This window comes from Phaeovulum sp. W22_SRMD_FR3 (assembly GCF_052113705.1).
Classification (GTDB): Bacteria; Pseudomonadota; Alphaproteobacteria; order Rhodobacterales; family Rhodobacteraceae; genus JBGQOG01.
Genome location: NZ_JBGQOG010000002.1, coordinates 13,963 through 27,603, shown reverse-complemented (window position 1 = coordinate 27,603; position 13,641 = coordinate 13,963). Strand labels below are relative to the sequence as shown.

General features: G+C 63.0%; 10 protein-coding genes. 8 read left to right on the top strand and 2 right to left on the bottom strand.

The window, feature by feature from the left end; translation table 11 throughout:
* The first annotated feature begins 12 nt into the window (after nucleotides 1-12).
* The 8 genes from mutM (at nucleotide 13) to gyrB (ending at nucleotide 9,277) form a co-directional block, all read left to right on the top strand.
* Nucleotides 13-864 (top strand): bifunctional DNA-formamidopyrimidine glycosylase/DNA-(apurinic or apyrimidinic site) lyase, encoded by an 852-nt coding sequence (gene mutM / locus ACEN2S_RS02370; RefSeq protein WP_441861898.1) that lies wholly within the window; start codon nucleotides 13-15, stop codon nucleotides 862-864.
* Nucleotides 865-923: 59 nt separating this feature from the next.
* Nucleotides 924-1,700, top strand: coding sequence for an enoyl-CoA hydratase (locus ACEN2S_RS02365; protein WP_441861896.1), 777 nt, complete (start codon nucleotides 924-926; stop codon nucleotides 1,698-1,700).
* A 91-nt stretch (nucleotides 1,701-1,791) separates the two neighbouring features.
* Nucleotides 1,792-2,058, top strand: coding sequence for a 30S ribosomal protein S20 (gene rpsT / locus ACEN2S_RS02360; protein WP_441861894.1), 267 nt, complete (start codon nucleotides 1,792-1,794; stop codon nucleotides 2,056-2,058).
* A gap of 506 nt (nucleotides 2,059-2,564) precedes the next feature.
* Nucleotides 2,565-3,929, top strand: a complete 1,365-nt coding sequence (gene dnaA, locus ACEN2S_RS02355) for a chromosomal replication initiator protein DnaA (RefSeq protein ID WP_441861891.1) — start codon at nucleotides 2,565-2,567, stop codon at nucleotides 3,927-3,929.
* A gap of 153 nt (nucleotides 3,930-4,082) precedes the next feature.
* A complete protein-coding gene (gene dnaN / locus ACEN2S_RS02350; RefSeq protein WP_441861889.1) occupies nucleotides 4,083-5,201 on the top strand; it encodes a DNA polymerase III subunit beta in 1,119 nt (372 codons plus the stop codon).
* Between the two features lie 54 nt (nucleotides 5,202-5,255).
* Nucleotides 5,256-6,335: a DNA replication/repair protein RecF gene (recF, locus tag ACEN2S_RS02345; RefSeq protein ID WP_441861886.1), complete on the top strand. Its 1,080-nt coding sequence runs from the start codon at nucleotides 5,256-5,258 to the stop codon at nucleotides 6,333-6,335.
* Between the two features lie 8 nt (nucleotides 6,336-6,343).
* On the top strand, nucleotides 6,344-6,778 hold the full coding sequence (locus ACEN2S_RS02340; protein ID WP_441862902.1) for a VOC family protein: 435 nt from the start codon (nucleotides 6,344-6,346) through the stop codon (nucleotides 6,776-6,778).
* An 81-nt stretch (nucleotides 6,779-6,859) separates the two neighbouring features.
* Nucleotides 6,860-9,277, top strand: a complete 2,418-nt coding sequence (gene gyrB / locus ACEN2S_RS02335) for a DNA topoisomerase (ATP-hydrolyzing) subunit B (protein WP_441861883.1) — start codon at nucleotides 6,860-6,862, stop codon at nucleotides 9,275-9,277.
* Between the two features lie 231 nt (nucleotides 9,278-9,508).
* Here gyrB and ACEN2S_RS02330 read toward each other — a convergent pair whose 3' ends face one another.
* Entirely contained in the window at nucleotides 9,509-10,279 is a 771-nt protein-coding gene (locus ACEN2S_RS02330; RefSeq protein ID WP_441861881.1) for an NAD(P)-binding domain-containing protein, read from the bottom strand.
* A gap of 443 nt (nucleotides 10,280-10,722) precedes the next feature.
* Nucleotides 10,723-13,497, bottom strand: coding sequence for a beta strand repeat-containing protein (locus tag ACEN2S_RS02325; RefSeq protein WP_441861879.1), 2,775 nt, complete (start codon nucleotides 13,495-13,497; stop codon nucleotides 10,723-10,725).
* Nucleotides 13,498-13,641: the final 144 nt, after the last annotated feature.

The window sequence follows — 13,641 nt, the reverse complement described above, 5'->3', positions numbered from 1 at the left end:
ACAGGAACAACAATGCCCGAACTGCCCGAAGTCGAAACCGTCCGCCGCGGCCTTGCCCCCGCCATGGAAGGCGCGCGGATCGCCCGTGCCGAGGTGAACCGCCCGGACCTGCGCTGGCCCTTCCCGGAGCGGATGGCCGAGCGGCTGACCGGGGCACGCATTCTGGCGCTGCGGCGGCGGTCGAAATATCTGCTTCTTGATCTCGACACCGGCGAGACCTTGCTGATCCATCTGGGCATGTCCGGGCGGATGCAGGTGTCGGGCGCGCCGGTGGGGGACTTTTATCACCCGCATCCGGCGCCTTTGAAACATGACCATGTGGTGTTTCATCTGGATGGCGGCGCGCGGGTTACCTTCAACGACGCCCGCCGCTTCGGCGCGATGGATCTGATGGAGACCGCGCAAGAGGCCGGGCATTGGCTGATCCGCGACATCGGCCCCGAGCCTTTGGGCAATGATTTTCACGAAACCTATCTGGCGGCGCGGCTGGCGGGGAGGGCTAGCCCGCTGAAAACCCTGCTGCTCGATCAACAAATTGTCGCAGGATTGGGCAATATCTACGTTTCCGAAGCACTTTACCGTGCGTCACTCGATCCGCGCCGCGCAGGCCGCTCGGTCACATCCGCCGAGGTTTCCCGCCTGGTGCCGGTGATCCGGCAGGTGCTGGGCGAGGCGATTGAGGCGGGCGGCTCCAGCCTGCGCGATCACCGTCAAGCCGATGGAAACCTTGGGTATTTCCAGCACACCTTCCGGGTCTATGACCGCGAGGGCGCCCCCTGTCCCACCCCCGGCTGCAGCGGTCATATCCTGCGGATCGTGCAGTCGGGGCGCTCGTCTTTCCTCTGTCCGCTCTGCCAGAGATGACTTGAATTAGGCGGCGGTCCTGCTAGGACTCCCCCCGGACAACGGAAAGGCAAAGCCAGATGGCCTACCAGACCCTGATCGTCGAGATCGATGACTACGTCGCTCTGATCCGGCTCAATCGCCCCGAAGCGCTGAACGCCCTCAACTCGCAGTTGCTGAGTGAGCTGGCCGATGCGCTGAAAGCGGCGGATGCGAATGACAAGGTGCGGGCGATCGTGCTCACCGGCTCGGAAAAGGCCTTTGCCGCCGGGGCGGATATCAAGGAAATGGCGGAGAAATCCTTTGTCGACATGTTCGACCTGGATTATTTCGCCGGGGATACCGATGCGATGCTGCGCATCCGCAAACCGATCATTGCCGCCGTTTCGGGCTATGCTTTGGGCGGGGGCTGCGAGCTGGCGATGATGTGCGATTTCATCATCTGTTCGGAGACCGCGAAATTCGGCCAGCCCGAGATCAACCTCGGGGTGGTGGCGGGAATCGGCGGCACGCAGCGCCTGACGCGCTTTGTGGGCAAGTCGAAATCCATGGATATGCATCTCACCGGACGCTTCATGGATGCGGCCGAGGCCGAGCGCTCGGGGCTGGTCAGCCGCGTGGTGCCGGTGGCGAAATTGCTGCCCGAGGCGATGGCCGCGGCGCAAAAGATCGCCGAGAAATCGGCGTTGACGGTGAAAGTGGTGAAAGAGACGGTCAACCGTGCCTATGAAACCACGCTGCGCGAGGGGCTGCTCTATGAGCGCCGCATGTTCCACGCGCTGTTTGCCACCGAGGATCAGAAGGAAGGCATGAGTGCTTTCCTGGAGAAACGCGAGCCGCAATTCCGCGACCGCTGACGCAAAAACTTCACATGTCAGGTTGACTTAAAGCCGACTCGGGCATAGTAGAGCGGCTTCAAGATAGACCGACCAATTCGGAAAGCGACTCATGGCCAATACGCCCCAATCCAAGAAGCGCGCACGCCAGAACGAGCGCCGCAATGACATCAACACGGCACGCCGCTCGCGTATCCGCACCTTCGTCCGCAAGGTCGAAGAGGCGATCGCTTCGGGTGATGCCGCTTCCGCACTGGCAGCGTTCCGCGCCGCTCAACCGGAAATGGCACGCGGTGTGACCAAAGGCGTTCTGCACGCGAACACTGTCTCGCGCAAAATCTCGCGTCTCGCTGCCCGTGTGAAAGCACTCGCTGCCTGATTGACTATCGGCTTTCGAGCCTGCGGCAAGGGCGCACCTACGGGTGGCGCCCTTTTTGCATTTCTGCTGTAAAATCAAGCATAAAAGATGCCTGTATCCTTTTGAGCATAGGCCGCAGATTCGATTCAGCAAAGACCCCGTCAAGCGCGAAGTTCGGTTGCGAAGGCTGCCCGCCGCTTGCTACCGTCATCAGGCGATTCACGTCGTCTGGGGGACAATGACGAATCCATTCAGATCAAGGTGGGGTTCCGGCCTGCCTTGAAAAGAGCGCTCCGTCGCAAGGCGGGGCAGGGTTTTGTTTTCGGTACGCTGACCTTGCCAGGTCAGCTTGTCGGGCCATTCACGGCCACAGGGCTGCTATCCTGTGCCGCGTAGGACTGTCCTATTCTGAACTGCGCCAACGGGCGAGGACTGCCGAACTTCGGTTGCGGCACCCTTATTCTGTTGCCTGCGCGGATCTGAGACCGGGCGGAATCGCTGGGACAGTGAGCGAATGGGCAAGAACAATGACCGAAGAAACTTGGGGGCAGGTGCGTGATGAGTTACTCAGGATTGTGGGGAAGAACAATTTCTCAACCTGGATTGCACCGCTTCAGCTGACCGGTGTGGACAGCGGCATTGCGCGCTTTGACGCTCCGACCCGCTTCATGCGGGATTGGGTGTCGCGCAACTATGCTGACCATATCCTGCGGGAGCTGACCAAGCTGGGCGCGCCGGTGGACCGGGTCGAGATCCGGGTGCCGGAGCTGCGGCCGATTCCGGCGAAAGCCATCACCGAAAAGCCCGAGCCGAAGCCGCGCAAAGTGGCGCGCGCCGCGGATGAGGCAGAACTGCCGGGCGCACCGCTCGATGCGCGTTTTACCTTTGACAGCTTTGTCGTCGGCAAGCCGAACGAGCTGGCCCATGCCGCCGCGCGCCGCGTGGCCGAGGGCGGCCCGGTCACCTTCAACCCGCTGTTCCTCTATGGCGGCGTTGGTCTGGGTAAAACGCACCTGATGCACGCCATCGCGCATGAGCTGAGCCTGCGCTGCCCCGAGAAGCGGGTGCTCTACCTCTCGGCAGAGCAGTTCATGTACCGTTTCGTGCAGGCATTGCGTGAGCGGCAGATCATGGATTTCAAAGAGCTGTTCCGCTCGGTTGACGTGCTGATGGTGGATGATGTGCAGTTCATCGCCGGCAAAGATTCGACGCAGGAAGAGTTCTTCCACACGTTCAACGCGCTGGTCGATCAGGGCAAACAGATCGTGATTTCCGCCGACCGTGCGCCGGGCGAAATCAAGGATCTGGAAGAGCGGATCAAAAGCCGTCTGCAGTGTGGCCTGGTGGTCGATCTGCATCCGACGGATTATGAGCTGCGTCTGGGCATCTTGCAGACCAAGGCCGAGAATTACCGCGCGCAATATGCCGGGCTGAAACTGGCCGATGGTGTGCTGGAATTCCTCGCGCACCGCATCACCACCAACGTGCGGGTGCTGGAAGGCGCGCTGACGCGGCTCTTTGCATTCGCCAGCCTCGTGGGGCGCGAGATCAATCTCGATCTGGCGCAGGAATGTCTGGTGGACATTCTGCGCGCCTCCGACCGCAAGGTCACGATTGAAGAGATCCAGCGCAAGGTGGCCGAGCATTACAACATTCGTCTGTCGGATATGATCGGGCCTAAGCGCGTGCGCACCATCGCCCGGCCGCGGCAGATCGCCATGTATCTGGCCAAGCAGATGACCACCCGCTCGCTGCCCGAGATCGGCCGCCGCTTTGGCGGGCGTGATCACACCACGATCATGCATGGCATCCGCAAGGTCGAGGAGCTGAAAGGCGCCGACCGGCAGATGGCGGAAGATCTGGATCTGTTGCGCCGTCTGCTGGAAAGCTGAGCGTCTGCCAAAAGGCACAGTCGCGCGCCCGATATGGCGCGCGACGGCCCTAGGGGTTGACGCCCCCGTCATTCCAGATGACATTCCGTCAAACTTCTTGTGATCGCGGGGAAAACTGGTAGGTTTCCCCTCCCGGCAGGATGGGGGAAGAAAATGAAATTCAGCATTGAACGCGCGGCTCTTTTGAAAGCAGTGGCGCAGGCGCAGTCGGTTGTCGAACGGCGCAATACGATCCCGATCCTGGCCAATGTGCTGATCGAAGCCGAGGGCGAGCATGTCTCGTTCCGGGCCACCGACCTTGATATCGAGGTGGTGGACAAGGCTTTCGCGCAGGTCGAACGGGCCGGGGCGACCACGGTCTCGGCGGTGATGCTGCATGAGATCGTGCGCAAATTGCCCGATGGCGCGCTGGTCAGCCTGACCGATGATCCGGCGGCGGGCCGCCTCTCGGTGCAGGCGGGGCGGTCGCATTTCAATCTGGCCACCCTGCCGCGCGAAGATTTCCCGGTGATGGCCTCCTCGGAATATTCGGCGAATTTTGCAGCGCCTGCGGGCGTGCTGCGGCGACTGTTCGATAAGTCGAAATTCGCGATTTCCACCGAAGAGACACGCTATTACCTGAATGGCGTCTACATGCATGTGGCCAGTGCCGAAGAGGGGCTGATGCTGCGCTGTGTGGCGACCGATGGTCACCGTCTGGCGCGGATCGACGCCAAGCTGCCGGTGGGTGCCGAGGAAATGCCGGGCGTGATCGTGCCGCGTAAGACCGTGGGCGAGCTGCGCAAACTGCTCGATGACGATGAGATGCAGATCGCGGTCTCGGTCTCGGAGACGAAAATCCGTTTCGCGACCCCGGCGATCACCCTGACCTCCAAGGTCATTGATGGTACCTTCCCAGATTATACCCGCGTGATCCCGACCGGGAACACCCGCCGTCTGGAAGTCGATGCGGCAGAATTTGCCAAAGCGGTGGACCGGGTGGCGACGGTGTCGTCGGAACGGAGCCGCGCGGTGAAGCTCAGCCTCGATGAGGACCGTCTGGTGCTCTCGGTCAATGCGCCGGATGCCGGGGCGGCCGAGGAAGAGCTGGCGGTGGCCTATTCCGACGAGCGGCTGGAGATTGGCTTTAACGCGAAATATCTGCTGGAGATTGCCAGCCAGGTCGACCGCGAGAATGCCGTGTTCCTGTTCAACTCCTCGGGCGATCCGACCCTGATGCGCGAGGGGAATGATACCTCGGCGGTCTATGTCGTCATGCCGATGCGCGTGTAACCGGCGGCGGATGCCTCCGGCGGGGATATTTACAACGAAGCAAATGAGGGCGCGGTGCTGACGGAGCTGACCTTGTTGCAGTTCCGGTCGCATGCGCGCGCGGTGCTGCCCCTCGATGGGCGGCCGGTGGCGCTCTATGGGCCGAATGGCGCGGGCAAGACCAATATTCTGGAAGCTTTGTCGCTTCTGAGCCCCGGACGCGGGCTGCGGCGGGCGGGGGCCGAGGAATTGGCGCGCGGCCCGGGGGAACTCGGCTGGAAGATCCGTGCGGGTCTGCAGCTTGACGGGCAGATGCATGACATCGAGACCTCGGCACAGCCGGGGCAGGGCCGCGAGGTGCGGCTGGACGGCAAGGCGGTGCCGCAGCTGATGCTGGGGCGGATGCTGCGCGTGGTCTGGCTGGTGCCGGCAATGGACCGTTTGTGGATCGAGGCACCCGAGGGGCGGCGGCGGTTTCTCGACCGGATGGTGATGGCGTTTCTGCCGGGCCATGCCGAGGCGGTGCTGGCCTATGAAAAGGCGATGCGCGAGCGGAACCGGCTGTTGAAGGATATGGTCCGCGATGCCGCCTGGTACCGCACGCTGGAGGCGCAGATGGCCGAGGCGGGGGCGGAGATTGCCCAGAACCGCCGTCAGGCGCTGGCGCGGCTGGCGGAGGCGCAGGCGGATGCCGCCACCAGCTTTCCGGTGGCCGATCTGAGCCTGAGCGCGGAGGGCCCCGAGGATCTGGCGGCGGCACTGGCCGCGGGGCGGGGCCGCGACATGGCGGCAGGGCGCACACTGGAGGGGCCGCACCGTACCGATCTGGAGGCGGTTTTTGCCGCCAAGGGCATGGCCGCGGCGCGTTGCTCGACCGGCGAGCAGAAGGCGCTGTTGATCAGCCTGATCCTCGCCAATGCGCGGGCGCTGAAGGCCGAGGGGGTGGCGATGGTCGTGCTGCTCGACGAGGTGGCGGCGCATCTGGATGCCAGCCGCCGCGCGGCGCTTTATGACGAGATCTGCGGGCTCGGTGTGCAGGCCTTCATGACCGGCACCGGGGCGGAATTGTTCGACACGCTCGGGGCGCGCGGGCAGTATTGGGAAATCACCGAAACCGACGGCACCTCCGTCCTGACTGAAAGGCCCCCGCCATGACCTCTCCCTTGCCGGTACAACGGGTGACGCTGATCACGCTGGGGGTCGAGGATCTGCCCCGCGCCCGGGCCTTCTATGAGGCTTTGGGCTGGCGGGCGGCCGAGGCGCAGGAGGGTGTCGCCTTTTACGCGATGAACGGGCTGGCACTGGGGCTGTTTGGCCGGGCGGCGCTGGCGGCGGATCAGGGGCGGCCGGGCACGAGCCTTGGTACCGGAGCGATCACGCTGGCGCAGAATTTCACCAGCCCGGCGGAGGTGGATGCCGCCTTTGCCGCTGCCCTGGCGGCGGGGGCCACCACGCTGAAGGCACCGGAGGCGGTGTTTTGGGGCGGCTATTCCGGCTATTACGCCGACCCTGATGGCCATGTCTGGGAGCTGGCCCATAACCCCTTCTGGCCGCTGGAGGCGGACGGTCGCCTGAACCTGCCCTTATCGACCGGCTGAGGGGTCAAAATGCCCTCGCGGGCGTGACATTCCCGCCTGCAAAGCCTATAAACCCGGCAGGTAAAAGCAGGATGGGCAGGCATGAGCGACATCGATCTCCAGCCGGAAGAGTACGGCGCGGATTCCATTAAAGTTCTCAAAGGCTTGGAGGCTGTCCGCAAACGTCCCGGCATGTATATCGGTGATACGGACGATGGCTCGGGCCTGCACCATATGGTCTATGAAGTCGTTGATAACGGCATCGATGAAGCGCTGGCCGGGCATGCCGATTTCGTGCAGGTGAAAATCCACGCCGACAGCAGCATTTCGGTGCGCGACAACGGCCGTGGCATCCCCACCGATATCCACCAGGAAGAGGGGGTTTCGGCGGCCGAGGTCATCATGACCCAGCTGCATGCGGGCGGCAAATTCGACCAGAACAGCTACAAGGTTTCCGGCGGTCTGCACGGCGTTGGCGTTTCGGTGGTGAACGCGCTGTCGGATTGGCTGGAGCTGCGCGTCTGGCGCAATGGCAAAGAGCATTACGCCCGTTTTGAGCGCGGCGATACGGTCGAGCATCTGCGGGTGGTGGGCGAGACGCCGGGGCAAAAGGGCACCGAAGTGCGCTTTCTCGCCTCAACCACCACCTTCTCCAACCTCGAATATTCGTTCAAGACGCTGGAAAACCGGCTGCGCGAACTGGCCTTTCTGAATTCCGGCGTGCGGATCATTCTGGAAGACGAACGCCCGGTAGAGCCGCTGAAATCCGAGCTCTATTACGACGGCGGCGTGCGGGAATATGTGCGCTATCTCGACCGCTCGAAAACCTCGATCATGGCGGAGCCGATCTATATCACCGGCGAGCGCGGCGGCATCACCGTCGAGGTGGCGATGTGGTGGAACGACAGCTACCATGAGACGGTGCTGCCCTTCACCAACAACATTCCCCAGCGCGATGGCGGCACCCATATGGCGGGTTTCCGCGGCGCGCTGACCCGCACGATCAACACCTATTCGCAGACCTCGGGCATTGCGAAAAAGGAAAAGGTCGATTTCACCGGCGATGATGCGCGCGAAGGGCTGACCTGCGTGCTTTCGGTGAAAGTGCCGGACCCGAAATTCTCCAGCCAAACCAAGGACAAACTGGTCTCCTCCGAGGTGCGTCCGGCGGTGGAAAACCTGGTGAACGAGAAGCTCTCGGAATGGTTTGAGGAAAACCCGGCCCAGGCCAAGATCATCGTCGGCAAGATCGTTGAGGCGGCTTTGGCGCGGGAAGCGGCGCGCAAGGCGCGCGAGCTGACCCGCCGCAAGACCGCGATGGATGTGGCCAGCCTGCCTGGCAAACTCGCCGATTGTCAGGAAAAAGACCCGGCTTTGTCCGAAATTTTCCTCGTCGAAGGGGACTCGGCGGGCGGCTCTGCCAAACAGGGGCGCGAGCGGAAAAATCAGGCGGTGCTGCCGCTGCGGGGTAAAATCCTCAACGTCGAGCGGGCGCGGTTTGACCGGATGCTCGGCTCGGATCAGATCGGTACGTTGATCACCGCGCTCGGCACCAGCATCGGGCGTGATGAGTTCAACCTGGCCAAGCTGCGCTACCACAAGATCGTCATCATGACCGATGCTGACGTCGACGGCGCGCATATCCGGACGCTGCTTTTGACCTTCTTCTTCCGGCAGATGCCGGAGCTGATCGAGGCGGGCTACCTCTACATCGCGCAGCCGCCGCTTTACAAAGTGGCGCGCGGCAAATCCGAGGTTTACCTGAAGGATCAGGCCGAGCTGGAAGACTTCCTGATCCAGCAAGGGGTTGAGGGCGCCCTGCTGCGTCTGGGCGACGGGCAGGAGATCATGGGCGCCGATCTGGCGCGGGTGGTCGACGAGGCGCGGGTGGTGCGCCGCATCCTGCAGGCCTTCCCGACGCATTATCCGCAACGGATCCTGGAGCAGGCGGCGATTGCCGGTGCGCTGGTGCCGGGCCGGGTGGATGCCGATGCGCAGGGCGTGGCCGATGAGGTCTGCGCGCGTCTCGATCTGGTGGCGCTGGAATATGAGCGTGGCTGGCAGGGCCGCCCGACGCAGGATCATGGTCTGCGTTTCACCCGCAGCCTGCGCGGCGTCGAAGAGGCGCGGACGCTGGATGGCCCGGTGCTGCGCTCGGGCGAGGCGCGGCGGCTGTCGAGCCATACCGAGTCGCTGCGCGAAGTGTACCGCACACCCGCCAAACTGGTGCGCAAAGACCGCGAGCAGTTGATCCACGGCCCGCTGGAGCTGTTGGCGGCGATCCTGACCGAGGGCGAAAAGGGCCTCAGCCTGCAGCGCTATAAAGGTCTGGGCGAGATGAACCCGGAGCAGCTGTGGGAAACCACGCTAGACCCCTCGGCGCGGACGCTGCTGCAGGTGAAGATCGACGATGTGGCCGAGGCTGATGACATCTTCACCAAGCTGATGGGCGATGTGGTCGAACCGCGGCGCGAGTTCATCCAGCAAAACGCGCTGAGCGTGGAAAATCTGGATTTCTGAGTCTGTGAAGATGGCAGATGACAACGCGCGGCGCCGGTGGTGCCGCGCGTTTTTTTGGGGGATGGCGCACGGGGTGCATGCGGCGGTACCGGGGCTTTGGTGCATCTTCGGCAGGTCAGCTGCGCTTGCGGATATGGCGCGTGGGGCCGGGGCAGCCTGGCGGGCGGCGGCTCCGTTCAAGGGGCTGCGGCGGCGGTCATGACGCCAGGTCCTGCTGTGCCAGTACACCGGCTATAGCTTCGCGGGCAGGCCAAGGCGCGGGCGAAATGCGTCGAGACCTTCGCGCAGCTGATCGTTCATTCCGGCCGCGCGCATGTGCTCGCGCAGCGTTTGATTGAGCCCTCCTTCGGTGTCGAGGCTCGCCAGAGCGGCATCTATCCGGCCCGCCCCGTCGGCGGGCGTCCCGGCCAGAAATCCGGAGAGGCAGGCCACGACATAGGATTCGGCGGCGCGCGGATCCCCCGTCAGCCCGCCAAGCCACTGCGCCCCGGTCCTCAACTGGTCGAAAACGGTAGAGCAGAGGGCGGTGGCGGCGAAATGTGGGCTGAGGGCAGCCTCTTCGGCGAGGGGAATGACGATATTGCGGGCGCCGAACAGATCGCGGAGCATGGCACTGTCAGGATAAACAGGCAGCGGACAGCCGCCCGATTGAATGAAGGCCAAGGGAATGGTGATCGCAATCTCGCGTGCCGGAGCGCAAAGCCGGGTCAGTGTCGCGAGGTTAACGCCCAACATGACAGAGACGACGCGCTGTCCCGGGCGAAACGCAATGCGGCGCAGAACCTCATCCGCATGATCGGCCAGCAGGCAGAGAAACACGTCATCAGACCTGTCCAGAATGGCTTGATTTTCCATGACCTGCACATCGCTGAACGCCTCGGCCAGCCTGGAGGATATCGCGGCGCTGCGGCGTGAGATCGCGATCTCATGCCCTCGCCCCGCGAGGCCGCGCACCATGGCCTCTGCGATTGCCCCCGTCCCGATGAACCCGATCCTTGCCACGTCAATTCCCCCGTCTTTGCGCGGCTGCAACGGGGCTGGTCCGAAGTGCCTGCGCCGCGTTCACCGGGCCACGCCCGGCGCGCAGCTTTGGCGATGAGGCTAGCACAGGGGAAAAACGGCGTCGATCTGGCGGCTGTGCTGACGAATGGGCGGCGACGGGGGAGGGGCCCTTGGAAGGCGGGCGCCATCCGAGGGGGCCCCCGTATCCATCGCCCGGGTGGACCCGAAAAGCGCTGCCGCCGCATCGTGACACGCGCCGGGGGGCATGACGGCGGATCTTTCCGTGCCCGGCCGCGCAAGGCAGGCCGGAGCAGAGCCAGAGGGGGACCAGGCTGGCTCAGCCGTTGCCCCCCAAAAAAACCAAAGCCGATCCGCGCGGGACCGGCTTTGGCAATCTTATCTGGGCTGTCCGCGCGCGATGCGCGGGGCCAAGCTGACCCGGATTACAGAATGAAATCACTCAGGGTCAGGGTCGGGGCACCCGTCAGTTCCAGCGCAAAGTCCTGCACGCCATTCCCGTCGATGTCACCGACGAGCACCCCTCCCGCGTACCGGAGTTCGCCCGCCGTCTGGCTGAAGGCGGCGCTGCCGATGAAGCTGGTCAGGTCCATCCCGCTCAGGTCGATCTGATCCACGCCATGGGTGAAATCGGTGATGACATCGCGGCCCGCGCCAATTCCCGCATCTTCGGCGCTGGCAAAGACGAAGGTATCCGCCCCGGCTCCCCCGGTCAGGACATCCGCGCCGGTGCCGCTGACGATGGTGTCCGCCCCCGCACCGCCGACCAGAGAGTCGTCCCCCGCGCCGCCATTCATCAGATCGCCACCGTTGCCACCGAAAATGGTGTCATTGCCGTTGAGACCGTAGAGGGTGTTTGACGCGTTGCCCTGGCCGTGGATTTCGTCATTGCCGGTGCCGCCCTGAACCGTATCACTGCCGTTGCCGGTCCAGATCCGGTTGTTGCCAGCCGTGCCGTAGATCAGGTCATTGCCATTGCCGCCGCCGACGGTGTCATTGCCGCCGCCTGCATAGATGGTGTCGGCGCCATTGCCGCCCAACAGAACGTCATTGCCGCCATTCCCGGCCAGAACGTCACCGCCCGCTGCGGCGTTGATGGTGTCGTTGCCATCGCCGCCATAGAGCGTGTTGGTGTCGCCGCCGCTGCCATAGATCAGGTCATTGCCAGCCCCGCCATTGGCCGTGTCATTCCCGGCACCACCGTAAATGCTGTCGGCCCCGTTGCCCCCGGTGAGTGAATCGTTCCCGGCGCCGCCCGCGATCAGATCGCCGCCATTGCCTGCAAAGATCGAGTCATTGCCGTTATTGCCGTAGAGTTGGTTGCCTTCATTGCCCTGGCCATAGATCACATCAATGCCGGTCCCCCCCTGGACCGTATCAGCGCCCGCGCCGCCATAGATCTCATTGCGGCCCGCGGTGCCGTAGATCAGGTCAGCCCCGGCCCCGGCCCCAATCGTGTCATTGCCGCCGCCGCCATAGATCGTATCGGCCCCGACGCCCCCCAGCAGACGGTCATTGCCGGCATTGCCCGCCAGAAGGTCGCCCCCGGCGCCCGCGGTCAGAGTGTCGTTGCCGTCATTGCCGTAGAGCATGTTGCCGATGCCGCCACTCGCATAGATCAGATCGCCGTCGAGGCCGCCCTGAATTGTGTCGGTTCCCCCACCCCCATAAAGCGTGTTGGCGCCGGAATAGGCCGCGATCAGATCGTTGCCCGCGCCGCCCGACGCAAAATCATCGCCACCCCCGGTGTAAATGATGTCGTTGCCATCCTCACCTTCCAGACGGTCATGGCCACCACCGCCGTTCAGCTCGTCCGCGTCGGCGCCGCCATAGAGCGTGTCATTGCCGGTGTCGCCGATCAGCGTATCTGCGCCATCGTTGCCATAAAGGATGTCATTGCCACCCCGGCCGTTGAGCGAGTCATCCCCGCCCATGCCGAGGAATGTCTCGGCGGTGGCGCTGCCAAGAATGGTATCGCCAAACCCATTGGTGCCCCGCACCACTTCAATCCCGGCGAGGGTATGGGAGAAACCACTGCCGCTCCAGGTGCCGGTGGCCGTTCCGGCCGCCAGATCAACCGCCACGGCGGCGGTCATCTGATTTCGGTCGTAGCGCAGCGTGTCGGTGCCGCCTCCGCCGTTCAGCGTGTCATTTCCGGCGCGCAGGATGAACATTTCGTTGCCCGCGCCGCCGGTGATCGAATCCGCGAAATTGGTGCCCTGGATCTGCAGCGTCCCATTGGTGCCGCTGACGGAAATCGTGTCGCTGTTGCCTGTGCCATCATTTGCGATGGTGCCGGTGGCCAGGTTGATGACCGCGCCCTGAAAGGCCGCTTCTTGGAACGAAACGCGGACCGTACCGTTTTGTGCCAGGTTGATCGTGTAGCTGTCGCTGCCTGCCGCGCCGACCAGATTGACCCATTGGTTGGTCCCGATGGTCACGTTGTACGTGTCATTGCCGGCAGAGCCGAGGAGCGCCAGACCCTCGGTTGTATCTGCCAGAATGTTGTTGACAGCTATCAGGGTGTCCGTGCCCTGCGAATTGCTGATGCTGCCGGTATTCGCCGCACCATTGATGGTAAAGGTCGTGGCGCTCGCATCTTCATAGCTCAGCACGACATCGCCGTTGCTTCCGGAAATATCCGAGAAGTCATAGGTGTCATTGCCCGCGGTGGCGAAAATGTAATCCGTTTGGTCGGCCGGGGCGGTTCCCGTCATGATCGTGTCATTGCCAAGCGCACCGGCCAGCGTATCGCCAAAGGCCGATCCGGTCATTGTGATGGTAGAAGAGACCAGATCGAGGAAATACAGATCGGCGCCAGAGACGGATTGGCTCGCATCGACTTCAATCGGTTGCAGATTCAGCAGCGCAATCATCCCGCTGTCGTCATCGTTGTCGTAAATGTTCACCACCGCCCCGAGAAAGGCGGCATTCGACCACGAGAAATCTGAGAAGCTGTAGAGGACATTGCCCTCGCCATCACTGATCGACAGCCCCGTCAATGTGCCGGAGAAATCATTTTCGGGATCGTTTGAGAAACCAAAACCACTGAAGGTCGTGATGGCGCCGGTGGCTGGATTCTCTACCACGATCTGCGTGGCGCTGTTCGAGACGATGCCAACATTGACGGAGTCGATTTCGGGGTCGTAAAACGCAAAATCAAGAAGATCCCCAGCGTTCCCGAAGATAGAGATGAGCATTACGTGCTCCTTTTCACTGTTAATTTATTCGATGCCAAAGGATAAAAAGCCCACCCCGTCAGGCAAGCTAAAATTGCCCGACGATTTCTGCAGCCCCTAATATCTAACGATATTTTTTTGCGCATTTCAGAAGTGCGGTGCATC

Coding starts and splice junctions, on each gene's coding strand:
- mutM (WP_441861898.1), top strand. CDS start 13: ATGCCCGAACTGCCCGAAGTCGAAACCGTCCGCCGCGGCCTTGCCCCC.
- ACEN2S_RS02365 (WP_441861896.1), top strand. CDS start 924: ATGGCCTACCAGACCCTGATCGTCGAGATCGATGACTACGTCGCTCTG.
- rpsT (WP_441861894.1), top strand. CDS start 1,792: ATGGCCAATACGCCCCAATCCAAGAAGCGCGCACGCCAGAACGAGCGC.
- dnaA (WP_441861891.1), top strand. CDS start 2,565: ATGACCGAAGAAACTTGGGGGCAGGTGCGTGATGAGTTACTCAGGATT.
- dnaN (WP_441861889.1), top strand. CDS start 4,083: ATGAAATTCAGCATTGAACGCGCGGCTCTTTTGAAAGCAGTGGCGCAG.
- gyrB (WP_441861883.1), top strand. CDS start 6,860: ATGAGCGACATCGATCTCCAGCCGGAAGAGTACGGCGCGGATTCCATT.
- ACEN2S_RS02325 (WP_441861879.1), bottom strand. CDS start 13,497: ATGCTCATCTCTATCTTCGGGAACGCTGGGGATCTTCTTGATTTTGCG.